We start from the raw sequence: 21,352 nt of genomic DNA, 5'->3' as shown, positions 1-21,352 counted from the left end.
CCCGCGGAGCGGGTCCCCTCCGGGCTTCGCCCGGAGGCAAGCGAATCCCCGCGCTGCGCGCGGGGATTGCGCTCACGCTCCGCGTGAGCGCTGGCAGGATGCTGCGCATCCTGCTCACCCGCCTTGCGCAGCAAGGCGGGTGGCGTCCCGTCCGCTGCGCTCCCGGGACTGCGGGGTCTGCGGCCCCGTGGGTGGCTTCCGCTGCGCTCCAGCCACCTGATGGCGCTGCGCGCCATGGGGCCGGCCCCGCTGCGCGGTGCCGGCAACGGGCCTTCGGCCCGAGCGGCAACAAAGTGTGCGGTGCTGTCACGTTGCTGCGGGTCGCTGTTCCCGGGAGGGAACGCCGCATACAAAGCCTCGGCATGCACCGCGTCTCATTGACTGATCAGCAGGCGCTCCACCCCGCCGTCGTGCCGGCGCAGTTCGATTTCCTGTCCTTTGTCGAACTCCACCCGCACCTGCGGGTTCCTGCAGACCGCCTCGGCCTCGCCGCGCATCATCTCGAACCAGATGCCGCGTATGGCGTACTGGAGGTCATTGCCTCGGTGGTGCAGTACTCGTACCCGGCGGTCGGTCAACAGAAGCGAAGCGCGTCGCGGGATCAGACCCCACAGTGTGCGTCCGTACGTCATCGCGCAGCCGGCCGTCATCCATTCGCCCTCAGGGACCCACTGAGTCAAGCGTTCACGGTCCACCGACCACTTGGCCGCTTCCATCACCATCCCCCTCGTCTTCCGTACGGCAGCGTCACTGTTCGGTGCTCATCTGCCCGGAAGCAGCACAAGGGAGCGGGCTGGCCGAGGTGGTCAGGCAGACGGACGGCCGGTGATGGCCGGCAGGGTCGTTGTCCTGATCCTGCGGTAGGTCCTGAAGCCGTAGACGGTCAACGCTGCCCAGATGACGGTACTGACCAGAGGCCACCACAGGTCCCGGCCCTGCTCGCCCTGGAGGAGATTGACGACCCAGTTCACCGCCCAGCTGACCGCGAGAATAAGAGCCGCCCACCTGGCCCACCGCCACATCCGCATCGTTCCTCGGGCACGGGTTTCCTGTGAGCTCTGATCATCCTGTCGAAGTCGTGTGCCATCCATACCTCCCCGCCTACCCCCTGCCCGTTCCTTGCCTCCCGGCTTCTAGGAAAGGGCCGAAAACGGACGGCCTCACCGGCTTCAGAGATACACAGAGGTGGTTTGGGGAGGGACTGGCTGTTGGCGACGGCTGGCTTGCAGCCAGATGTCGAGGCGCAGAAACACGATGAGACCCGGGCTTCAGGTGGTGCTGCTTTGCCGGCGGTGGGTCAGGCATGCGCGTGGCGTGGTGCAGTCGCCTTCCCTGGTGCGGCGTGGTGCGCGGGACGTCGCGAGCCTGCAGTCTGGAGGCGCTTTAGCCACAGGGAGGCTGTGAGCAGGAGGCCGCTGAAGACGGCCAGGAGGAGGGCGGACACCCACATCTGGCGGCTGCCGGGCAGCTGCCAGCCCGTCCAGGCGGTCAATGCCGCCCACAGCAGGACGCCACCTGCGTAGAAGGTGCGGACCCGGCGCAGCTGCCGCACGGCCCGCAAGGACATGACGCGATCAGTTGTGGATGCCATGCCGGCCCGTGTACCCCGGTGCATGCTGTTCAACGGAGTGGGTTGATCGGGTTCGTTCTCCGGTCGCCGTTCCTTCTTGCTGCTGGGTGCGGCCTTCGAAGTCGCGGCGTACTGCCGCGCCTTGGTCCTCGACCAGCCCTGCATTGTCGGGGAGGTCCAGGACGGCGCCGCAGTGGCTGCACAGTTTGCCGTCCTCGGCCGGCGTGCCGCACGCCTTACAGAATCGGTTGCCCTTGTCGTTTCCAATGGTCTGTGTCATGACTCTCTCCGGCAGGGTGGACAGTGATAGGCGGGGAGTACCCCTGGTGTCTGCGCTGATTCCCAGTACATCTGCTTCATTCTGTGCTTGCGATAGATTTTGGAGTTGGATGGCTCCGTCGATGTGAGTTCTGTGGCCCGCTTGAGGGTGGTCATCTGTGTCCGGAATCGGGGCGTGGGTCCGGTGTCGCGGTGTAGGCGCTGTGAGTCAGGGGCCTTTCTGACATGGTCAGTTGGTGTGTCATGGTGTAGGCGTGCTGTCGTCCGGCTTGCGGGAGAGGGTGGACTGAAATGGCGGTGAGGGAACTCCGTCCTCATCAGCGGGAAGCCGTGGACGCGGTACTGCGGGTGCTTGAATTTTCTGCAAGATCTACTGTGCCGGAGCGGGGGCTGCGTACTCAGGTGGTCATGGCGACCGGATCGGGCAAGACCCTGGTCGCCGCACGGAGCGCCGAGGAGCTGCGTGCGGGTCGCGTGCTGGTCCTCGTTCCCTCCCTTGATCTGCTCGCCCAGACCGAGGCTGCGTGGCGTGCGGGAGGACGCACGGGCCCGATGATCGGGGTCTCGTCCCTGCGGGGCGGGGAGGCGTCCTTCCCGAACACCACGGACGTGGGCGAGCTGGTCGACTGGGTACGGCCGCTCGACAAGGTCACCGTGTTCGCCACGTACGCCTCGCTCGGGCTGGGCACGCTGGAACGCGCGCACGCCGCCGGCCTTCCGGGCTGGTCACTGATCGTCGTGGACGAGGCGCACCGGACGTCCGGCCGGATCGGCAGACCGTGGACGGTCGTCCACGACAACACCCGCATCCCCGCCCTGCGGCGGCTCTACATGACCGCCACGCCGCGGCTGTGGCAGCTGGACGAGGATGCCGACCAGGGGGCGCCGGGTGAGCTGGTGGCGAGTATGGAAGATGACCCGGACGGGCCGTTCGGGGCGCGTTGCTACACGCTGACGTTGTCCGAGGCGATCGACCGGGGGATCTGTGCGCCGTACCAGGTGGTGTGTGTGGACATCACCGACACCCAGCTCCAAGCCGCGCAGTTGCTGGGTGTGGAGGGCCGCTCGGACGAGGTCCGCGGGGCACGGCTCGCGGCGCTGCAGACGGCGCTGCTGAAGGCGTCGGCGGAGGAGGGCTTCCGTCGGACGCTGGTCTTCCACCACGTCGTCAAGGAGGCTGAGGCGTTCGCGGCCGGCCTGCCCAACGTCGCCAAGCGGCTGCGTGCCGCCGAGCCGGAGCTGTATCCGCGCACGGTATGGGCCGACTGGCTGTGCGGCGAGCACAAGCCGGGCCACCGGCGCCGCGTCCTGAACGAGTTCTCCACGGGGATCGCCACGGACGGCACGGTCGTGGAGAAGAGCTTCCTCGGCTCGGTAAAAGTGCTGGGCGAGGGCGTCGACACCAAGAACTGTGACTCCGTGTACTTCGCGGACGTGCGTGGCTCCATGCCCGACCTCGTCCAGGCCGTCGGCCGCGCCCTGCGCGTCCAGCCCGGTGAAGGCAAGGTCGCCTCGCTCGTGGTGCCGGTCCTGCTCGGACCCGGAGAGACAGCCGACAGCATGCTCACCTCACGGGCGTATGGCGGGCTCGCAAAGCTGCTCGAGGCGCTCCGGGCACATGACGCCCGCGTCGTGGAGCAGCTCGCCGAGCAGCAGGCCCGCAGCAGTGTGAGGGGCGTGCAGAGCCGCAGCGGCGGACCGGAGGGTGAGGAAGTCGGGAGCGACCGAAGCGACCGTGGTCTGTCGGTGCCGGCCCGGGAGCTGCTGAAGTTCAGCACGCCGCGTGACCCGGCGCAGCTGGCGGCGTTCATCAACCTGCGGGTGCTCAACCCCGAGCACGCCCACTGGCGGCGCGGTATCGAGGCCGCCGTCCTCTACCACCGGCTCCACGATGACCTGCGCGTACCGTTCACCTACCGCGTCCCCGCCCATGACGCCTCGGAGGTGGAGGTCGAGGGGTGGCCGGCCTCGCTCGCCGGGTTTCCGCTGGGTCAGTGGATCGCCGACGCCCGCCGCTTCTACACCCGCGGGGACATGGACGCCGACCGCGTCGTCCAGCTCGAGAAGCTCGGCATGATCTGGTCGCACTACGACGTCGCCTGGGAAGAGGGCCTGGCTGCCGCCCGAGGGTGGGCCAAGGAGAACGGGCACCTCCTGGCACCGACCGACGCCACCTACCAGGGATACCGGGTAGGCACCTGGCTGAAGAACCAGCGGGCCGCAGCCCGCAAGGCGCAGGAAGTCGAACAACGCCGTGCCGAGGGCCTGCCCGCGGGGTCGTCGGCCGGCGCGCTGTCGGAAGAGCGGCGCGAGCAGCTCACGGACATCGATCCCGCCTGGTGCCCGGCCTGGCCAGTGGAATGGCAACGCTGCTTCCACCTCACCCGGCTCCACCTCGAGGCCGGCCACCCGCTGCCCACCTCGCCGGGGAACGTCGTGCACCAGGGCGAAGACCTCGGACGATGGGTGCGGGCGCAGCGACTCGGCTGGGACAAGCTCACCAGCGTGCAGCAATGGCTGTGCGAGCAGGTCCTCGGAATCGAACCCGCGGCCGACGACGAGAAGCCGCCCCCGCGCCGCAGCCAGGCCGACAAGTGGGCGCTGAACCTGGCCGCCGCCCGGCAGTTCTACCAGCGCGAAGGACATCTCCGCGTACCGCGCAAACACACCGAACGGATCATCGGCGGCAACGGGAACGGCGGCAGCGACGAGGACCAGGATGTCCAGGAGCTGAAGCTGGGGGCATGGATCGGTAACCAGCGCAGCCGGGCTGCCACGCTCTCCCCCGAGCGCGTGGAGCAACTATCCGCCATCGGCATGCGCTGGACATAGAAGCAGGTGTTGCGGCGGTGCTTTGTCGGAGGATTCGTCATCTGTAAGCATTCGAACGGGTGTTCATTATGAGGCACCAGTTCGCCATGGGATTTCGTACTGAAAGTATTCTCAAATACCGCCAGAGTAGGACAACTTCGGTCTAGATCGAGCAGAGCGTGGCCTTCTGCGGCGGCTTACCGGGCCGTAACCCTCCAAGTCGGACAGTATGCGGCCAACTGGCGTAGTCGGGAGGCCCTCACGTAGGGCAGACTGATACGCGAGCCTTCGAACGTCGGGGGCGCCCTTTGCCGAGGGTGCTCAGTGTGGCCGGTGATCGCTGGTGAGTCCAGGTCAATGGGGCCTGTGCGCATGCGCAGGCCCCGCTCTCCCGTGTTGTCCTCGGGAGGGAAGTAGACAATGAGAAGGAAGAGGATGATCAAGCGGTTCTTCCGGCGTCGGCGCACGACGTCGGCCACCCCGTTGCGGGTTGCTCTGCACGGCACCGCCGTGTCCCTGTCCAGCGCCGGTTTCGGCTACGGCACCACGTTCATTGGCGCTGACGCGCCGTCGGCCGCGGGGCTGGGGCTGAGCGCCTTCACGGTGCTCCTGACTCTCTTCCCCCTCCCCTCCCGCAAGAACTCGAAGGCGCCTGACTCCGAGGTTGCCGAGCGTACGAGCGGGGCGACGGAGCAGGAGGAGGTCGAGGGGAACGACGCGTTGCCGAGTGATCCTCGGGACTCCTCCTCCAGGGGCACCGCGAGCAACGCGGACCCGGCTCTGATGTCCGACGACGAGGAGCCGATGCTCTCGGCCGTCGATACGGAGCCGAAGCCGGCGACCGGTGACGAGAAGCGCACCCTGCCGGTCGTCGACACGACGGACCCGAAGAGCATGTCGCCCATCAACGGCATGCAGCAGGAGCCGAACGTCCCGGTCCTGGTGTGGGAGCCCCGGCTGGAGATCAAGCCCCAGGTCACCGTTCACCCGACCGTCTTCAAGGACGCGTCCGGCACCGGCACGGTGTCCGCGCTGCCGACCGCCGAGCCTGACGAGGGGCTCACGCGGTCGGACGAGGCGAGCTGAGCAGAAGGGAGGCGTGCGTGACTTCGGCACAGGGGCGTCCGCTGAAGCCGCTGTCGGCTGATGCCGATCCCTTCGTCGCCGCCGTGGCGGAGGTCCTACGGGACCTCCGCCTTCGGGCGGGGCTGTCGCTGCGTCAGCTTTCAACCAAGTGCAATTACTCGCCAGCCACATTGTCGATAGCCGCATCGGGAAAGTCGCTGCCCCGTATAGAGGTCGTTGAGGCGTATGTGAGGGGATGCTTCACCGAGCTCGACGAGGACCCCGAGCGTGTGCTGGAGGAGGTCCGAGGCAAGTGGCTCGAGGCCCGCAGAGTACAGAACGCACCCCGTCCGGATGCGGCAAGCGGCACGGAGCCGGTCGGCGCTCGGCATCCGGCACCGGACACGCCGGCAGGAGAGGGCGAGGCGCGGCGGACACGGCGCTCCCGTAGGTCTGCCCCCATGTCCTTTGCGGACGCGGTGGAGCCGGCCGAGCACAGTCACAGAACCTCTCCCGGCGGGCCGCCCTCCCGCCCTACGGTTTCCGCAGCTCGTCGTGAGAGGTCCGCGAAGCCGACCGTTCCCCTCCGCGATCCAGGCGACTCCGTCCAGGGCCTGGTCCATCAGGCACACCTGATGAGCAACAACTCCTCGCAGACCGCGCTGAACCTGTGCAGCACTCCGGAGCACTTCATCGAGCTGCTGTCCCGGCTGCGCGAGCGCAGCGAGCTGTCGTTCAGGGATTTGAGCAACCGCTGTCGGCAAAACGGCTACCCGGTCTCCAAATCCACGCTGCACGACCTTCTCAAGGGCAAGGAGCTGCCCAGCACCGAGCTGCTTCACGCCTTCCTGCACTCCTGTGGCTGTGACCCCGCCGACTGGATGGCCTGGCACCAGACCCGGACCCGGCTGAAGATTGCTCAGCTTCTGGCCCGGCCCGATGAACACGAAGTCATCGGTCTGCTGCGCCGTGATCGCTTCTCGCGCACGGCCGTGCTGAGCGTCATCACCTTCCTCATGCTGGTGGGGCAATTGATCACGGCGTTCTTGCTGACGAAATGATCAATGGTTCCTGCGTCGGAGGGATGGGTGGGGACAGCGGAGGCCCGGCCCATCAAGGGCATGGCCTCCAGTAGGCAGTCATTGGCACCGTTTGCTCGGGTGGGATGTGCTTGGTCTGCTCGGCCGTCCGTCGTCAAAGAATCACGGCTGTCCGCACGCCTGGGTGATCGTCAGCTCAGCCAGCCGTCGGCGCGCTGGTCGGTGTGCGCGTACAAGGACGGATGAACGCGCTCAGGGCGATAGCTCAAGGACCTCGCGTGCGGCGTCGCGTACGTCCGCGTCCTCATCCGTGGCAAGTCGTTCAAGCGTGGTGCGGGCCTCGGAAGCTGGCCTTCGCGCCAGTGTCCATGCGACCCCGTATCGGACCTTGGGATCAACGTCGTCAGCGCGGGCCACCAGGACATCGGTGACCATGTCGTCGCGCGACGAGTGGAGGGCTGTCACGGCTGCGCTCCTGACCTCGGGCGCAGCATCGTCTGTCCCGGCGATCAGAATGGCCCGGGCCCGTGAGGGATCACCCGTGCCGAAGACGGTGCCCAGGGTGCTCATCGCGTCGGCGCGTACCCGCGGCTCCGGGTCGCAGGCCGCGTCAGCGATCAGCCCGAAATATTCGGTCCCGCCGAAGTCGAGGATGCTCAGGCCCCAGAAACCGACCAGCCGCATCCCGGTGTCGTTTGAGGCGACACAGTCCAAGACCAGCTTGAGCGAAGTCTCGGGCCAGGCGTCGAACAGGGCGAGGACGTCGAGCTGCAATGTGTCCCCGTCGTCGTTTCGATCACTCGCCATTGCGCGCAGCAGGGCGGACAGGGCCTCATCGCCACAGGCTCCTGCCAGGATGCGGGCCACCAGGTCGCGGGCGAGGGAATCGTCCGCGTCGACGTAACGGGTGAGTCGTTGTTCCAGCTCCGGCCGCAGGAACGCGGCTGCCGGTGTCCGCAGCTGTTCCACCAGGCGCTCAAGTCGGCGGCGTGCTCCGGGCTCGCGCTCGATGCCCGTGTCGAGCCGCGCGTCCAACTCGCTCAACGCGTGTCGCAGCGCCGCGCGCTCCGCCTCGTTTTCTGTCTCCCCGGTTCCGGCCATGCCGCTCACCCTACGGAGGGTGCTACCGGCATTCTGGCCTGGAAGGGACCAAGCGGCCGGACGGTCATGGCGGGATGAGGTACGACCGGCCGTACGCGTTCGGGGGCGCCCGGCTGGCATCTGAGCCTGTACCCCGGCATCCCGCCGGGGGAAGGCACCTCAGCTCCGCACAGAGCACTTCTCAAGTATCTGAGTTTCCCAGTGCGGACCGCGGACCGGCACCTTCAGATCAGTTATCGGGCAGACCAGGACCACGCCTTGGCCGGGGCAGACCACGACCACGGCGGCGTAATCGCCCTGAGCAAGGACGAAGGCGCGGCAGGCGGGTGCCGTGTTGTCGCTACCCGGGGGCTGGGGAGATGCGGAGGAGGTGGCAAGTGGCGTGCGCTCATCGCGTCCCGCTGCGGGCGGATCACGGCGAGTCTCAGCGGCCTGCTCGGAAGCCTCCATGCTGGCTGCAGCACTCGGGGAACTGCGGACGGCAGGATCAGAAGCAGTAGTGGTGAGGACAAGGACGTAGGCGAAGAGCACCACCGCCAGCACGCTGGTGAAAACCGGCACGTGGCGGACGATGGGCTGGACCGTCCTCACAAGCAGCCGCGTCCGCATAGGGGCAGTGGTTTGTTCAGCAGTACAAACGCCGAACAGCACATGTATGTTCACCGCGTTCAGCTGGTCCCGCCACCACTGCGGATCACACAGGTGGGAAGCGGGCCGGTGGCCGCGGCGCTGCATACGGTGCACGCAGACCTCCGCGAGGGCGGCGACCAGGTCCGCCGAACCGTCCGGTTTACGAAACCAGCGGCGCACCCTGGCCGCCGGCTCGTGCACTTCTGCAGCCAGATCACCAATGCCGAGTCCGGCCTGCTGTACCAGTCGGTGGAGCTCGTCTCGAAGATGCTCCAGGGCTCGCTGGCAAGCACACTGCGCCGCGGCGCCGTCGTCGTTCACGCCAGGTCCTTCTCGTTCCCTTACTGCTGCGGTTAGGCCGGCCGCTTGATGCGCGCTGTCTTGCGCCGCCCGTATCGGCGTGGCGCGGGTTCGTCCCACGGGGACTTGGGACAATCTCTGCTAGCGCTGTGCGGTCCCGATGCTATGGAGAACTGAGGCCGGTCGTGCTTGAGTTCCCGCCGTGGGCCATAGCTTCGTTTTCTCAACAACTGGGCTGCTCGGCTGGCTGGTTGAACACAGGGGAGCAGCTCTTCAGCGGCCAGTGAACAACCCTCGCCGACCTGAACAAACATCATGATCTTCAACGGTTACGGTCCAGTCACCGCAGGTCACAGGAGTGTGTTTAGTGATGCCGTTCACGATTGTTGTTGAAGTGTCCGCTTGCCTGGACCGAACAACCCGTGCGATCGTTCTATAGAGGACGCCACCGATGCGTGGCGCTGAAGCCAGCTTGTTGTCTACTGACCTGGACGCCAGCGGCTCTGAGGCTCCCTGCCGGCAAGCGGGGAGCCTCAAATATTGAGGGACCCACGCGGTGAGGCGCAGCTTCGAACCTGCCCGCCAGCGCCAGCACCTGTTGCACGCCGTCGACCGGTGCAAAGCCTGACCTTTCATACACCCCGGCTCCGCCCGCAGGAACCGGCGACGCGGCCGTTCACCGCTGCACCAGAGCACACACTGTTCAAGACCCGCCGCTGAACAAGGCGAGGCTGGCGGCGCCGCCCTTGTTCACCCCGGCGACGAACGAACAAGTCCCAGCACCTGCCCCACCCGGCAAAGGCCTCACGGATGGAAACCGTGCAGGGACGGTGACCCGCCCGGAACAGGCGACAGGGCCCGCAGACTGAAGCTGCGGGCCCTGTCGTGGACGTTGTCGAGAGAAAATTCAGGGTATCTAGCGCATGGCAGCCACCCGCTCACCCTTGGAGGTCAGGTCCAGGTCGACGACCGTCTCCTCACCGGCCCTCTCCTGCACCTCCCCCACCAACACCAGCCGTTCACGCCTGAGCTTGCGGATCGATTCACTGACCGTGTGAAGGCTGCTGTCGTAGACCGCGCGCAGGCGCCCCTCGTGCAGGCAGACCGTCAGCTCAGCCCGCTCCTCGTCGCCCTCCGCGGCCAGCTCCGCACGAACCGGCCCGGCCTCGGAACCAGCCCGCCGCAGGTACTCCAGCAACTCCTTCTCCACAGCCGACAGCTCCACCGGCTTGATCGGCCGGCCGCTGTGCCTGTCCCACCGGGCCTCGAAACCCCGCACCTGATCGGCGAGGAAGACCGGCCCGGACTTCAGCTGCGCCACAGCAGGAGGGAAATCACTGCGCTGGGCCAGCTGAGCCGCCCGCTGACGGCCCACACCGAGCATGTCCGCGATCTCCGAGATCCCCGCCAGATCAGGCACGATCGGCTCCGCGTTACGGCGGTCGAGCTCCTCCTCGGTCAGCAGCTCAACCCCGACCACCGCCTGCCCGAGACCGACAGCCTTCGACGCGGCCACGACCTCCTTCAGCCCAGCGTCGATGGCCTGCCTGGCCGTGGCCGTGTCGACCCAGATCCGGACCGACAAGTTCCCGTTCGGCGCCGCCCCCACCACAGGCTCACACTCCGCCAAACGCTCGTGCAGCTCCTCGATCATCGAATCGGCAGCGTCGCGAACAGCCAACTCGACGTAGACAGTCCACGCCTGCGACATTATGTGCACTCCTCTTCCTTGATTCCTTGTTCCTCATGGTTGAGGGGTAACGGTCCGCCGGGTGGCACCCCGGCGGACCCCCCTCGTCACTAGTCGTGGAACCCGTGCCGCTTCAGCGTGGCCTTCAGGTTCTTAATCGTGCGCGAACTCGACGGCGTACAGGGCAAGTTCACCACCCACTCCTTGTTCAAGAAGACGGCGTAGTAGTTGCTCTTCAACGGCCTGACCTCGAAGTTCTGGCGCTCCAACTTCTTAATCAACTGCTGGATGTCCTTGTTCAAGCGTACCTCTTTCCCTCGACAACGTCCACCTTTATTGTACCACAACCCTAGACAACGGTAAGAGTAAGTAACATCCCGCCCGACGCCACTGACCCCCAGACACCCCCTCCGAGCACAGCCGAGAGCGCCCTGGCCGGGGCTAGTAGCAATTCGTTACATTGAGTGATATTGGCTGGTTGTAGGCAGCCTCTCAAGGTAAAACCGGGGAAGGGCGAACGGCTCCGATGTGTACGCGGCACCGGGACGTAGGCGAAGCAGCCGATGTGTCCGTCGGTCCGGGACGGTCAACCGTGCCGAGCCGGTCGGGGACACCGGACCCGCACCGGCGCACGCCCACTCAGGGCGCCGGACAGAGTGCGGGGGGCCGGCGGCGGCGCCTGCTGCTCCGTACGGGTGACCTGCCGGGCGAACCGCCCCGGGCAGGATCTGATTGCCCGTATCTGTAGTGGTTGTGATCACAAACCTGATGCGTGCCGCGGCCGTCGCCGCCCTGGCCCTACTCTCACTGGCTGTTCCGGCCTCCGCCACCCCCGAGACCGGCTCGGCGCGGGCGGCGATCGACTGCCCGTCCGGCTACGTGTGCATCTACCCCGAGATCAACTTCGGTGGACAGCCCTGGGTGCGGCGCGCGGTGGACGGCAGCGTGAAGGACCTGCCCTCCGCGATCCGTGACCGCGGCAGCTCGATCCGCAACAACTCCGACCGCACCGCCCGCGTGTACGAAAAGCGCAACCACGCCGGCCGCTGGGTGTGCGTCACCCGCAGCGGCGGCTCCATCCACGACCTGCGCGGCTACAACCTCAACGACCAGACCCGCTCGCTGAAGATCAACCGCAACGACTGCGGCTGACCTGCCCGCACCACCACATCGCAGGTGCCGGTGCGCCCGGCCGGTCCGGGCGCAGGTGCCCTTGTGGGAGGTAGCCGCCTCCAGTAGGCAAGCACGTTTGGCTCCTTCAGGGGGCTGCGCGCGTATCCCGGCAGGTGTTATGGGAGTTGATCACGGTATGACGAAGTCATCCTCCCGCGTCCTCACCATTACCGCGCTCACCACCGGTGCAGTCCTTGCCTCCGTGGCCCCCGCGCAGGCCGGCATCATCGACGGCACACTCAACAACGTCTCTGCCCTGACTTCCGGCAACCCCCTGGGCACGCTCCTCAACGGCGTCCTTCCGGACAAGTCGAACAACAACGCGAACGCGAAAACGTCGGGCAAGGAGAACAACAGCCCCAACTGAACACCTGCACGGCCCAGGCCCCGCGCCCACCGCTACAGAGAGCTGCCTCGGCTTCACCGCGACGCCGAATGCGTGGTCCTGTGGCTGGTCGACGAAGACTGCCAGCACTGGCGTCACCGGCGGCAGGAGCACTGCCCTCCCGTGGCACTTCACGACGCCGACCACCCTCACTACCGGGCGCGGCCCTGTCCCGGGCAGCCGACGGCTTGGCCGTCGGCTGCCCGACGGGTTATGGGGCCGGCTCGTAGGTCACGGCCTGTTCGGGGCAGCCGGCCGCCACCTCGCTCAGGGCGGTCACTTCGGCTTCGTCAGCCGCAAGGCTCCAGCGGAGCTTGGTGGCCACCCACTCAGCGACGTACCGGCAGTGCACCCCGGCCGTCGGCGGCAGCCACTCGGCGGGGTCCTGGTCGGCCTTGGACCGGTTCGAGCGCGCGGTGACGGCCACCAGACTGGCGTCGGCGCCCTGGTCGTTGGCGTACGCCTCACGACGCTGCGCCGACCATGCCGACGCGCCGCTGTCCCAGGCCTCGGCGAGCGGGCCCATGTGGTCGATGTCGAGATTGGAGGCCGACGTCACCCAGACCTGGTCGTAGTACGACCACCAGCGCCCGCCCGACAGCCGGCAGCCGGGTCCGACTACAGGGGGTTCGACGGCCTCGGCGAGCAGGACCTCCGCGCGGGTGTTGCATCCGTCGGACGGATTGTCCCCGGTGTTCCAGTGGCGGAAGGCGTCCCGGCTGTAGCCGTCGCGGGACTCGGTATCCACCGGCAGACGGGTGACGGCCTCGGCCAGCGGCAGCGTCTCCGCGGCATGAGCGGGAGAGGAGGCCGTAAGGGGCAGCACGGCGAGGGAGGCGGCGGCCAGGCCGCGCAGCACAGAGGTGAGCATGAGCCGTTGATAACGACCCTCAAGGGGGCGCTCTCAGACGTTCCTCGAGTGCGCCGCCCGTATGGGTGCAATGGTCATACCGGAAAACGGGCGGCACGGCCTTCCCGCAGCACCTCACGCTCGAGCGCGTCCGTGCGCCTCGTCTGTCCGGAGAGGAGCAGGCTGATCAGATCCCTTACAGCCAGGCAGTCAAGTTGCAGGAAGTCAGCACGCACGCCCCGCCGTACCCGGTCCGGGTGACGCTGCCCAGACAAGAGAACTTCGGCAGGCGCCGGAGCCTCGTGCCGGGCGTGAGGCCGATCAATAACGCGCACATAGCAGAGCCGGGACTCGCGGTGGTGGAAGTCGCGGCCGCCGATGACGAAACCGTGTTCGCCCTCCAGGAGCTGCTCGCCACACAGTGCGCGATCGCCGCGGCGGACCGCACGATCCACGAACCGGGCGTACGACTGCGCTGCTACCTGGACCTGCGGCAGCAACCCGACGCGTGAGCTGCGAAGGCATGCTCGGTTTTCTCCAGTCCCAGCTTCGCCAGCTTCTTCATCGCTCTGTGCACGTACGACCGGCCGTCGGCATCCTCTGCCGTGATCGCCTGAGCCACCTGCCGCACCGCGGCTATCCGCATGCACTCCAGCATCCGCAGCGCATCGGCCCGCCTCTTCGGGCACTTCGGTTCTCGACATCAGTACTTGGCCGACGGGTCCTCGGTCTCCTCGTCGCCGGGCCCCTGGTGTCTCTCCACCAACTGCTCGATCTCTTGGGGAACCCAGTACAGCGCGTCCAGAACCAGACCCCACGCCCGGTTCCGCAGCTCCTCCGGCACCTCATTCTCGATCTTCTCCGCGAGACTGTCGATCTTGGAGTGGGCGTCATACTCGGTGCCCGTGGTCGGTGCGGTCACCACTGCCCACACCAACCGGCCCACCCCGGCCGCCGCTCGGCCTATGCTGCCGAACACCGAGCCCACATCCGTCTGCGCTCCCTCCCCTGACGGTTGGTGCCCTGCCGCAGCGAGGACCACCTCAGTATGCGGGGCAGGACACCGCCTCGTTTCAGGCGGTGGTGGGCCAGGCCCGCGACAGAGCAGCAATCTCCCCTGCGGTGCAGGCCGGGTCAAGGAGCAGGTCCTTCAGAGTGATGACGTCCTCGCGGACGGGTTTGACCGTCGGGGCTTGAAGCACTACCACCACCAGACACCAAACTGATCAGTCCAGGCCAAACCACAACCTACTGATCAGAAAAACCGCCCCTGGACAACGCTCTGCGGGAACTGGGCATGGATTGGGCATAGGGCCGCCGGTAGGAGTGGCGTGTGAATCATTGCCACGGCGGTGTGGGCGTGCCGTCCGGGTCCAGGCCGTTGGGCCACCGCCTTATGGGGATCGTTTTGGCAGGTTTTTCGAGAGGCCCACGGCCCACTCCGTGATCGGCGGCCTGCCGGTAGAGAGTCTCGGCGCCCTCCCGATCCCCAGCCTCCTCGCGCATCTCGGCCAGGTGTGCCAGGGCGTCGAAGTAACCGTCGGCGGCGGCCTGTCGGGCGAGGGCTTCGGCACCCTCCCGATCCCCAGCCTCCTCGCGCATCTCGGCCAGGCGGTACAAGGCTCTGGTGCTGCCCTGGTCGGCGGCCTGCCGGTAGTGGGTCTCGGCACCCTCCCGATCCCCAACCACATCTCGCAGCACGGCCAGGCGGTATAAGGCCTCAGGGGCACCGCCGTCAGTAACCTGCCGGTAGAGGGTCTCGGCACCCTCCCGATCCCCAACCACCTCCCGTAGCATGGCCAGGCGGTATAAGGCCTCAGGGGCACCGCCGTCAGTAACCTGCCGGTAGAAGGTCTCGGCACCCTCCCGGCCCCCAACCTTCTCCCGCAACGCGGCCAGGTGGGCCAGGGCGTCGGGGTCACCGGTGTCGGTAACCTGTCGGTAGAGGGTCTCGGCACCTTTCCGGTCCCCAGCCACATCCCGCAGCACGGCCAGGTTGTACAAGACGCCGGGGTCACCATCTGCGGCGGCCTGCCGGGCGAGGGTCTCGGCACCCTCCCGATCCCCTGTCAGCTCCCGCAGCACAGCCACGCTGTCCAAGGCGCCGGTGCTGCCGTGGTCAGCGGCCTGCCGGGCAAGGGTCTCGGCACCCTCCCGATCCCCGGCCCTCTCCCGCAGCACAGCCAGGCTGTCCAAGGCGCCGGTGCTGCCGTGGTCAGCGGCCTGTCGGTAGAGGGTCTCGGCGCCCTCCCGATCCCCGGCCCTCTCCCGCAGCACGGCCAGGTAGAACAGGGCGTCGGGGCTGCCGCAGTCGGCGGCGCGGTGTCGGAGGTGGTGGGCCCATTGCAGGCGGTACCGGCTGTCGGCTGCGTCGGCGAGGTTGTTCAGGTCGTCGGGGTGGGTGAGGTAAGTGTGGGCGGCGTGCCAGAAAGATGCGGGTGGACACAGCGGTCTGCGGGTGGTGCGGCCGTGTTGTTCGAGGTAGTCGGCGAGGCGGAACACCGGCCCCGTCGGGCGGGGTGAGGGGGCGCCATCCAGGGAGGGGCCGGGCGGGCGTCGTTGTGGCCGCGGGGTGATGCGGCTCAGTGGGGCGTGCTTGCCGTGGACGTGTTCGGCGAGTTCGGCGTAGGCCTTCTCTGCCCAGTCGTCGGTGAGCTGGTTCCAGTCGGTGTCGTGGAGGTAGTCGGCGGCGGCGTCGGTGAGGAAGGCCTGCGGCAGGTGGAGGCCGACGCCGAGGCGGCGGGCGTCCATCGCTGCCTCCAGCAGTGCTCGGGCGGCCGGAGTGCCGGTCTGATAGCGCTCCAGGAGTGCGGGGCCTCCGGCAAGGTCCTGAGCAAGGCGTCCGTCCTTGCCGGCGCGGGTGAGGGCGCCGGCCAGCAGCCGGTCACCGCGATCAGCCTTCACCCTCGCCTCGGCCAGGGCGCGGTCGTCGAAGGCTTCGGGGATGCGCACGGTGCGGCCGGCGAGCAGCTCCCGCACCCGGCTGTGCGGATCCGGCCCACCGGGGGTGGGCAGAGCGGTGTACTCGGTGGCGTACTCGGGCCACAGCGTGCCCAGCACCAGCACCGGAGCACGCTCGGAAGTGGTGAGCAGGCCGTGGAGCGCGGCGGCGATCCGCTCCCCGGCCCCCGGGTCGCCGAGGTAGTGCTGGGCCTCGTTCAGCCACACCACGGTCCAGGGGACGACGCGGGCCAAGTCCTCGAGGGCGGCCTCGGCGCGGGTGGGGTCAAAGGGATGCCACAACCGCCACCCCTGCCCCGCCAGCGGCTGCACGGCTTCCCAGCACGCCCGGGTCTTACCCGTCGAGGAGGAGCCGACCAGGACCAGCATCCGGCTGCGACCAGCCGCCGCGTCCCGGACCGCATCCGCCAGGATCCGGTCGTGCTCGCGGGGCACATAGCCGGGCAGCTGCTGCTCCGGCGAGCCGGTCCCGTCCTGGACGGTGCCGGCCGGGTGGACCTCCAGCGCGTGCGGATCCCACTGGCCGATCGGCCGCCCCGGCCCACCCGTCGGGAGCGTGTCCGGCTCCTCGGCCGCGGTCCGCCGCAGCTCCAGCAACTCCCCTGCCGGCAACTTCAGCACGTCGGCCAGCGCCGCCACCGTCTCCGCAGACGGCACAGGCTTGCTGGGCGAAAGTGCCTCCGACACGACGGTGCGCCCCAGCCCCGCCCGGGTCGCGAGCTGCGTCTTGGTCAACCGGGCCCGGGCCAGCCCGTCGGCCAGCTTCTTGCGCAGCTCGGCCAGCGCCGCACCCGGCGTGTGGCCAGCCTGTTCGTCGTGCACGCGCGCCCCCGCAGGTGGTGAGGTGTTCGCCGGTGTTCATCTTCATCCCGGCGCACCCCGGCGCACAGCGATTCCGTCACCTTCGTCTACGTCAACACCCCAACCCCTGACGGGAGTCTGCCGTGAACGTCGCGCTTGTCTTCCTCACCACCGCACTCGTACTCGTCGTCGCCGTGCTGGCCGCCGCCGGGGCGGGCAAGCTCGCCCGCCTGGACGGCGCCACCTACCCCGCCGCCCTCACCCGCGCCGCCACCGCCTTCACCACGGTCCTCACCCTCGCCACCGCGACGGCCGGCGCCCTCACCGCCCTCCTCACCTGATCCAGCCCACCGGCCATGGGCCGACACCGGTGCCAGGACCCTGGTTCCCTTCCCTGAACCGTCACCGCGGCGGCGTCGTATCGACTAGATGATCGATTCCAAGGGATCGTTCTGACCGTGGGCAGACGCATAGCATGCGCGGATGGCCTTGGTGCATCTGCGTCGCTCGGTCCGCGCGGTCGTTCTCGACGGGAACGACCGCATCCTGTTGTGTCGGCACGTCATTCCCAAGCCGGCCGGCCCGAGCGTCGTATGGGCAGCGCCGGGTGGAGGCGTTGAGCATGGCGAATCCGTCCTTGCCGCCCTGCACCGGGAGCTACGCGAAGAGGTAGGGCTCACCATTGACGCCGATCCGCCACATGTCTGGCACCAGGAGGTCACCGAACCCGGACTCGCGGCGGGCTATGACGGTGTGATCAACGACTACTTCCTTGTGCGTACCGCATCGTTCCATCCCCGCGGCGCAATGTCCGACGACGAGCTTGCCGCCGAGAACATCGACGGCTTTCGCTGGTGGCGGCTGCCCGACATCGCCGACTACCGCGGATCAGACCTGTTCTCACCCCGCGACCTGGCCACACCGCTGGCGGCGCTGATCGTCGGCGGGATTCCAGCCAGAGCGGTGCCTCTCGGCCTCTGAGCTGGGAGCGACAAGCGACAAGCCGCCGTACGTCATCGTGGAGACGTACGCAGCGCCGGTTGACCTGCGTAGTCGAGGGCGTGGTCGGGGCTGGCGGTGCCCCGACCACGAGTGTTCCGGCGGCCACGGCCGGCCTACCGGCGGGGCCCGGCCCACGGACCGACCAGTACGGCGTAGCCGAGGATCGCGATGGGCACGTAGGCGCCGAGCATGGTGCCGGCGGCGCTGAGCGGGTCGGCCCACGAGGGGAACAGGCGTACCGCCAGCAGCGTGCCGAGCGTCAGCAGGACACCGCAGAAGACGAGCGTCACGACCACGCTGCGGCGCACGACCACCGCCAGGTGGGCAAGCGGCTGACGGGTCGAGGTGAGCGCGTCGGGGTCGAGGGTGGTCGGGGTCTGGTCGGACACGGTCGTGGACTCCTTCGTGATCGGCGTGGAGCAGGGGTGAGTCGTCCCGGGACGGGACGTGGTGGTGCGGGACCTTGCGGTGCCTTCGGTGCTTGGGTCTCGGGCAGGACGGCCCGAGCAGGAGGCGTCAGAGTGCTGGGTGCGGGAGTTAGCCCTGCAACCCCGCGTTGACCAGCACGAACACGGCGGTTGTGATCTCGGACACATGGATGGGGTGAGTGGGCGGCGGGGGTTTTGCGGCGACACCGACTCTTCCCGGCCGAGCGCCCGTATTCAACGCCTCTGACCTGGGAAAACGGGCGGTCCCTCGTATTGAATGCGCGCAGCCGATCCGGTAGGTGCCTCTACTTAGGTGATGGGGCGCATGTTCGGGTGCGCTGCTGCAGCGGGGACGTCTTCCGAAGCCGGCGAGCGAGAGTCGGCCGCTCTTGTCACCAGTGCGAAGCGGGTGACCTGCGGGAAACGAGGTCGCGTCCTGGGTCGCTTCCTGGGTCGCGTCCTAGATCGCAGCCTGGGTCGCGCCCTAAGTCGCGCCCTGGGTCGCATCGGTCGATGCCGTACGCAGGCCTTCGACATGTGGCCTGACCAGGGAGACAAGGGGTCGGCACGAGGCCGGTTGCAGCGCCGACTACTTCCCTGGGGAGCCCTCTGCGGGAGCACCGGCCCGGTCCCGCCGGGTCCCCGAGCCGCACCGACCATGCAAATGCTGCGCCGAACCAGCCTCGCCGGGCCCGCCGACGACGACGGCCAGGAGCACGAGCAGCTGCCCGGCGCGGCCGGGGGGAAGTTCACCGCCTCGCACGCGCGCCTCGCACGCGCGCGTCGCGCGCGCCTTGGGCCCGGCCGGAGCGCGGCACTGGGGCGGTGAAGAAGAAGTTCCCGAGACCGGGATGATCGGGCGATGACCGACCGCCGCCCGCTGGGCACCGGAACCGACCGCGCCACCACGTCCCGCACGCAGAACACCGATCCGGTGCCGGCGCCACGCGCCCAGCTGCCGAACGCCTCCCGTCCGTCCCGGCCGCCGAGCCGGAGCCGCGTCCGGCAGCTGGGCGCCGCGTCCTGGGCGTCGGCCCCGGCACGCCTGAGCAATCACCCCCGGCATAACTGGGCATGGGCTGCGCTGAAAGCCCACTGACTCTTCCCAGAGAAACGCTGAGGACGGGAGTCCTCAATTGTGGTCGGGTAGCCGGATCGCGTTGCCGTGATCCGGCTACCCGACCACATCAATGTGTGACTGAGCGCTTCAGTCGGCGAGTTGAGCGTTGGCCGGGCTCCGACAAAGCTCCCTCATCGCCAGGAGAGCTGTCTGGTCTTGTCTCTCTCAGGAGCTCGGTGGCCGAGGGGGCAGAGAGACCTGTTCACCTCGTTCCCACGCAATCTGAAGTGCTGCCGATCGCGCGTCCAGGATGAGTCGGTGCACATCCACCAGCTCGAGGGGTTCCAGCCCTTGGTGCTGCCGCTCTGTGTTGATGCTTTCCAGAGCTGCCGTATGGACGACCTTCACGAGCTGGAACGGAGCGTGCTCCTGTGAGAGGTCAAGATCCAGATACTGGCGGACCAGGTCTCGCCGTGCAGCGACCCCAAGGTGCACTTTCTGAGCAATTGCGGCTTCTCGACCTCCCCCAACGATGCCAGCGAGACTGTCCAAGTGCCGAAAGCGGACAGCCTGACGCACCGGCATCCGCGCGGCAAGCAACGCCGCCGCAAGGGCAACCGCAGCACCGATCAGGGCTCCGCCGAAGCCTATGAGTGCAGAAAGCAGTTCATCGGACATGACCGAAGAATATGCGCCTTCTCGTAACTCGCGGTGGCTGTACGCCTCAGTTGGCCAGTTGGCACCTGAACAGGCAGGGTATCGGCACGCCGCCCAGCTCGCCCGAGCCGTCGATGCTGCCCACTCAACTCGCCAACTCGCACGCTCACTCGCCAACTGAAGCGCTCAGTCACACAATGCAAGAGAATCCCGCCCTCGGAGTTCCTCCTACAGGTCGAATTGGAGATGTTCTACGTCGGTAAATTCGATTTCCAGGCCGTGAGCACGGCGGCCTCCGTCCCGGAAATACACCTCTCCCAGTCCTTCGGCGGCGATGCCGCGCAATTGCTGCTCACTCGCCCCGGCGTCCTGGGCGTTGAAGAGACGGGCCGCGTATTGCGGGGGCAGGACGAGGGTGAGGTGTCGGATGCGGGCGTCGTCGGTGGTGCCGGGCGCGGCAGTGAAGCCGAACCGGGCGCGGGTGTCGACGACCAGGCCGGTGCTGGTGGCTGCCTGGCGCCGGGCGCGTTCACGGACGCGGGGCTGCCAGCGCTCGCGCACCGCGTCCGCCAGGCGCTGGGCGAGGTCGGCACGGGGCCGGCGGATCTGGTCCTTCACGTACCGCTCCACGGTGCGCTGGGAGACGCCGAGGGCGTCGGCCACTGCGCGGGTGCCTTTGAGCTGCTTGACCAGGTAGCGCATCTGCGCGCCGGCAGACTTGGGGATAGGGCGGGTGAATGCCTGCTGGACGGCGTGGTTGAGGCCGTCTCCGATGACGCCCATCGGGGCTCTCCGTTCATGATCGGCTGTGTGGGCCGCTGTGGGGCGATCACGGGCGGGCTGAGGAAGTTGTCCGGGCCGCTCGTGATCGCGCCGCAGAGCGGCGTGCAGGGCGGTTACTGAGCTTGTCGGCGTGATGTCGTCAGGGTGAGTCCGGTTGCGGCGAGGCATCCGTCGATGGTTTCGCTGCGGTACTGGAGTTCGCGGAGGGTGCGGCGCAGGACGTGCATCAGGTGGTCGGGGTCGGTGAAGGCGGTGTTGTTCTGACCCGCGCGTCGGACCAGTGACCAGATGCCTTCGACCGGGTTCAGGTCGGGTGCGTAAGGCGGTAACTGGTAGGCGGTGATCCAGTCGCGGATGCCGATGAAGGCCCGCAGCCGGGCGTCCAGGTGCACGTTGAGGCTGTCCCAGACGAGCACGAAGGGGGCGCCGAGTTGCTGGTGGGCGGCGGTCAGCAGGTCGCGGTAGTCGGTCCAGGTGAAGCTGCGCCGGCCACCGCGCTTGTGGTCGATGTGCCGCTTGGGCCGGAAAACCAGGCGTGAGCGTTCGCCCTGCTTGTAGCAGGCCAGGGCGGCGATCGAGAACCGGCGCTGGGAACGTCCCCTCACTCGGATCACGGGCGTGTGCCCGCGCCTTGCCCAGGTCCGGGAGGTGGGCGGCGTCATCGAGAGGCTCTGCCAAGATTTTCGTGAAGCAGTGACGCAGTGTCATGTTGGGCCGGCATGCATGGTCTGTGCTGTGCTGCGCCGGTGACGCGCCGGTCGGGGCA

22 protein-coding genes and 1 pseudogene are annotated in these 21,352 nt (G+C 68.0%); 9 read left to right on the top strand and 14 right to left on the bottom strand.

Going from position 1 to position 21,352, the window contains the following annotated elements:
• Positions 1–374: 374 nt before the first annotated feature.
• On the bottom strand, positions 375–716 hold the full coding sequence (locus tag ACF1DX_RS36665; RefSeq protein ID WP_391795478.1) for a hypothetical protein: 342 nt from the start codon (positions 714–716) through the stop codon (positions 375–377).
• 858 nt (positions 717–1,574) lie between these two features.
• Entirely contained in the window at positions 1,575–1,850 is a 276-nt protein-coding gene (locus ACF1DX_RS36660) for a hypothetical protein (RefSeq protein ID WP_391795477.1), read from the bottom strand.
• A 290-nt stretch (positions 1,851–2,140) separates the two neighbouring features.
• On the opposite strand from ACF1DX_RS36660, the gene ACF1DX_RS36655 reads away from it, so the two are divergent.
• From ACF1DX_RS36655 to ACF1DX_RS36645, 3 genes are all read left to right on the top strand, one after another.
• A complete protein-coding gene (locus ACF1DX_RS36655) occupies positions 2,141–4,681 on the top strand; it encodes a Helicase associated domain protein (protein ID WP_391795476.1) in 2,541 nt (846 codons plus the stop codon).
• Positions 4,682–5,080: 399 nt separating this feature from the next.
• Complete coding sequence (locus ACF1DX_RS36650) at positions 5,081–5,746, top strand: hypothetical protein (RefSeq protein ID WP_391795475.1); 666 nt, start codon at positions 5,081–5,083, stop codon at positions 5,744–5,746.
• A 17-nt stretch (positions 5,747–5,763) separates the two neighbouring features.
• Positions 5,764–6,786, top strand: a complete 1,023-nt coding sequence (locus ACF1DX_RS36645; RefSeq protein ID WP_391795474.1) for a helix-turn-helix domain-containing protein — start codon at positions 5,764–5,766, stop codon at positions 6,784–6,786.
• Between the two features lie 231 nt (positions 6,787–7,017).
• On the opposite strand, the gene ACF1DX_RS36640 is transcribed toward ACF1DX_RS36645, so the two are convergent.
• The 4 genes from ACF1DX_RS36640 to ACF1DX_RS36625 form a co-directional block, all read right to left on the bottom strand.
• Positions 7,018–7,866 (bottom strand): HEAT repeat domain-containing protein, encoded by an 849-nt coding sequence (locus ACF1DX_RS36640; RefSeq protein WP_391795480.1) that lies wholly within the window; start codon positions 7,864–7,866, stop codon positions 7,018–7,020.
• A gap of 159 nt (positions 7,867–8,025) precedes the next feature.
• Entirely contained in the window at positions 8,026–8,817 is a 792-nt protein-coding gene (locus ACF1DX_RS36635; protein WP_391795473.1) for a hypothetical protein, read from the bottom strand.
• A gap of 895 nt (positions 8,818–9,712) precedes the next feature.
• Positions 9,713–10,507, bottom strand: a complete 795-nt coding sequence (locus ACF1DX_RS36630) for a hypothetical protein (RefSeq protein ID WP_391795472.1) — start codon at positions 10,505–10,507, stop codon at positions 9,713–9,715.
• 89 nt (positions 10,508–10,596) lie between these two features.
• Positions 10,597–10,788: a hypothetical protein gene (locus ACF1DX_RS36625; RefSeq protein WP_391795471.1), complete on the bottom strand. Its 192-nt coding sequence runs from the start codon at positions 10,786–10,788 to the stop codon at positions 10,597–10,599.
• A gap of 466 nt (positions 10,789–11,254) precedes the next feature.
• On the opposite strand from ACF1DX_RS36625, the gene ACF1DX_RS36620 reads away from it, so the two are divergent.
• Both ACF1DX_RS36620 and ACF1DX_RS36615 read left to right on the top strand, forming a co-directional pair.
• Entirely contained in the window at positions 11,255–11,638 is a 384-nt protein-coding gene (locus ACF1DX_RS36620) for a peptidase inhibitor family I36 protein (protein ID WP_391795470.1), read from the top strand.
• Positions 11,639–11,795: 157 nt separating this feature from the next.
• A complete protein-coding gene (locus ACF1DX_RS36615) occupies positions 11,796–12,026 on the top strand; it encodes a hypothetical protein (RefSeq protein WP_391795469.1) in 231 nt (76 codons plus the stop codon).
• Positions 12,027–12,255: 229 nt separating this feature from the next.
• Here ACF1DX_RS36615 and ACF1DX_RS36610 read toward each other — a convergent pair whose 3' ends face one another.
• Positions 12,256–12,915: an HNH endonuclease family protein gene (locus ACF1DX_RS36610; RefSeq protein ID WP_391795468.1), complete on the bottom strand. Its 660-nt coding sequence runs from the start codon at positions 12,913–12,915 to the stop codon at positions 12,256–12,258.
• A 290-nt stretch (positions 12,916–13,205) separates the two neighbouring features.
• On the opposite strand from ACF1DX_RS36610, the gene ACF1DX_RS36605 reads away from it, so the two are divergent.
• On the top strand, positions 13,206–13,406 hold the full coding sequence (locus ACF1DX_RS36605; RefSeq protein ID WP_391795467.1) for a DUF6207 family protein: 201 nt from the start codon (positions 13,206–13,208) through the stop codon (positions 13,404–13,406).
• A 191-nt stretch (positions 13,407–13,597) separates the two neighbouring features.
• On the opposite strand, the gene ACF1DX_RS36600 is transcribed toward ACF1DX_RS36605, so the two are convergent.
• The 3 genes and pseudogenes from ACF1DX_RS36600 to ACF1DX_RS36590 form a co-directional block, all read right to left on the bottom strand.
• Entirely contained in the window at positions 13,598–13,816 is a 219-nt protein-coding gene (locus tag ACF1DX_RS36600; RefSeq protein WP_391795466.1) for a hypothetical protein, read from the bottom strand.
• Positions 13,817–13,967: 151 nt separating this feature from the next.
• A pseudogene (locus ACF1DX_RS36595) lies at positions 13,968–14,081 on the bottom strand (fic family toxin-antitoxin system, toxin component); the annotation flags it as partial.
• A gap of 151 nt (positions 14,082–14,232) precedes the next feature.
• Positions 14,233–16,677, bottom strand: coding sequence for a tetratricopeptide repeat protein (locus ACF1DX_RS36590; RefSeq protein ID WP_391795465.1), 2,445 nt, complete (start codon positions 16,675–16,677; stop codon positions 14,233–14,235).
• Positions 16,678–16,799: 122 nt separating this feature from the next.
• Here ACF1DX_RS36590 and ACF1DX_RS36585 point away from each other — a divergent pair, with 122 nt between their 5' ends.
• Positions 16,800–16,997 (top strand): hypothetical protein, encoded by a 198-nt coding sequence (locus ACF1DX_RS36585; RefSeq protein WP_391795464.1) that lies wholly within the window; start codon positions 16,800–16,802, stop codon positions 16,995–16,997.
• Positions 16,998–17,139: 142 nt separating this feature from the next.
• Positions 17,140–17,637, top strand: a complete 498-nt coding sequence (locus tag ACF1DX_RS36580; protein WP_391795463.1) for an NUDIX hydrolase — start codon at positions 17,140–17,142, stop codon at positions 17,635–17,637.
• A gap of 134 nt (positions 17,638–17,771) precedes the next feature.
• Here the strand turns inward: ACF1DX_RS36580 and ACF1DX_RS36575 are convergent, their stop codons facing one another.
• Positions 17,772–18,047, bottom strand: coding sequence for a hypothetical protein (locus ACF1DX_RS36575; protein WP_391795462.1), 276 nt, complete (start codon positions 18,045–18,047; stop codon positions 17,772–17,774).
• Positions 18,048–18,750: 703 nt separating this feature from the next.
• Between ACF1DX_RS36575 and ACF1DX_RS36570 the strand changes: the two genes are divergently transcribed.
• A complete protein-coding gene (locus ACF1DX_RS36570; RefSeq protein ID WP_391795461.1) occupies positions 18,751–18,915 on the top strand; it encodes a hypothetical protein in 165 nt (54 codons plus the stop codon).
• 456 nt (positions 18,916–19,371) lie between these two features.
• On the opposite strand, the gene ACF1DX_RS36565 is transcribed toward ACF1DX_RS36570, so the two are convergent.
• The 3 genes from ACF1DX_RS36565 to ACF1DX_RS36555 all read right to left on the bottom strand — a co-directional run bounded on the left by ACF1DX_RS36565 (position 19,372) and on the right by ACF1DX_RS36555 (position 21,248).
• Positions 19,372–19,824 carry a hypothetical protein gene (locus ACF1DX_RS36565; RefSeq protein ID WP_391795460.1) on the bottom strand — a complete coding sequence of 151 codons (453 nt, stop codon included), beginning with the start codon at positions 19,822–19,824 and terminating at the stop codon, positions 19,372–19,374.
• A 207-nt stretch (positions 19,825–20,031) separates the two neighbouring features.
• Positions 20,032–20,586, bottom strand: coding sequence for a telomere-protecting terminal protein Tpg (tpg, locus tag ACF1DX_RS36560; RefSeq protein ID WP_391795459.1), 555 nt, complete (start codon positions 20,584–20,586; stop codon positions 20,032–20,034).
• Between the two features lie 113 nt (positions 20,587–20,699).
• Entirely contained in the window at positions 20,700–21,248 is a 549-nt protein-coding gene (locus tag ACF1DX_RS36555; RefSeq protein WP_391795458.1) for a transposase, read from the bottom strand.
• Positions 21,249–21,352 lie beyond the last annotated feature (104 nt).

Origin of the sequence: Streptomyces sp. NPDC014676, from assembly GCF_043084105.1 — a bacterium.
Classification (GTDB): Bacteria; Actinomycetota; Actinomycetes; order Streptomycetales; family Streptomycetaceae; genus Streptomyces.
The sequence above is the reverse complement of the archived record's forward strand: the minus strand, read 5'-3'. Positions and strand labels throughout refer to the sequence as shown.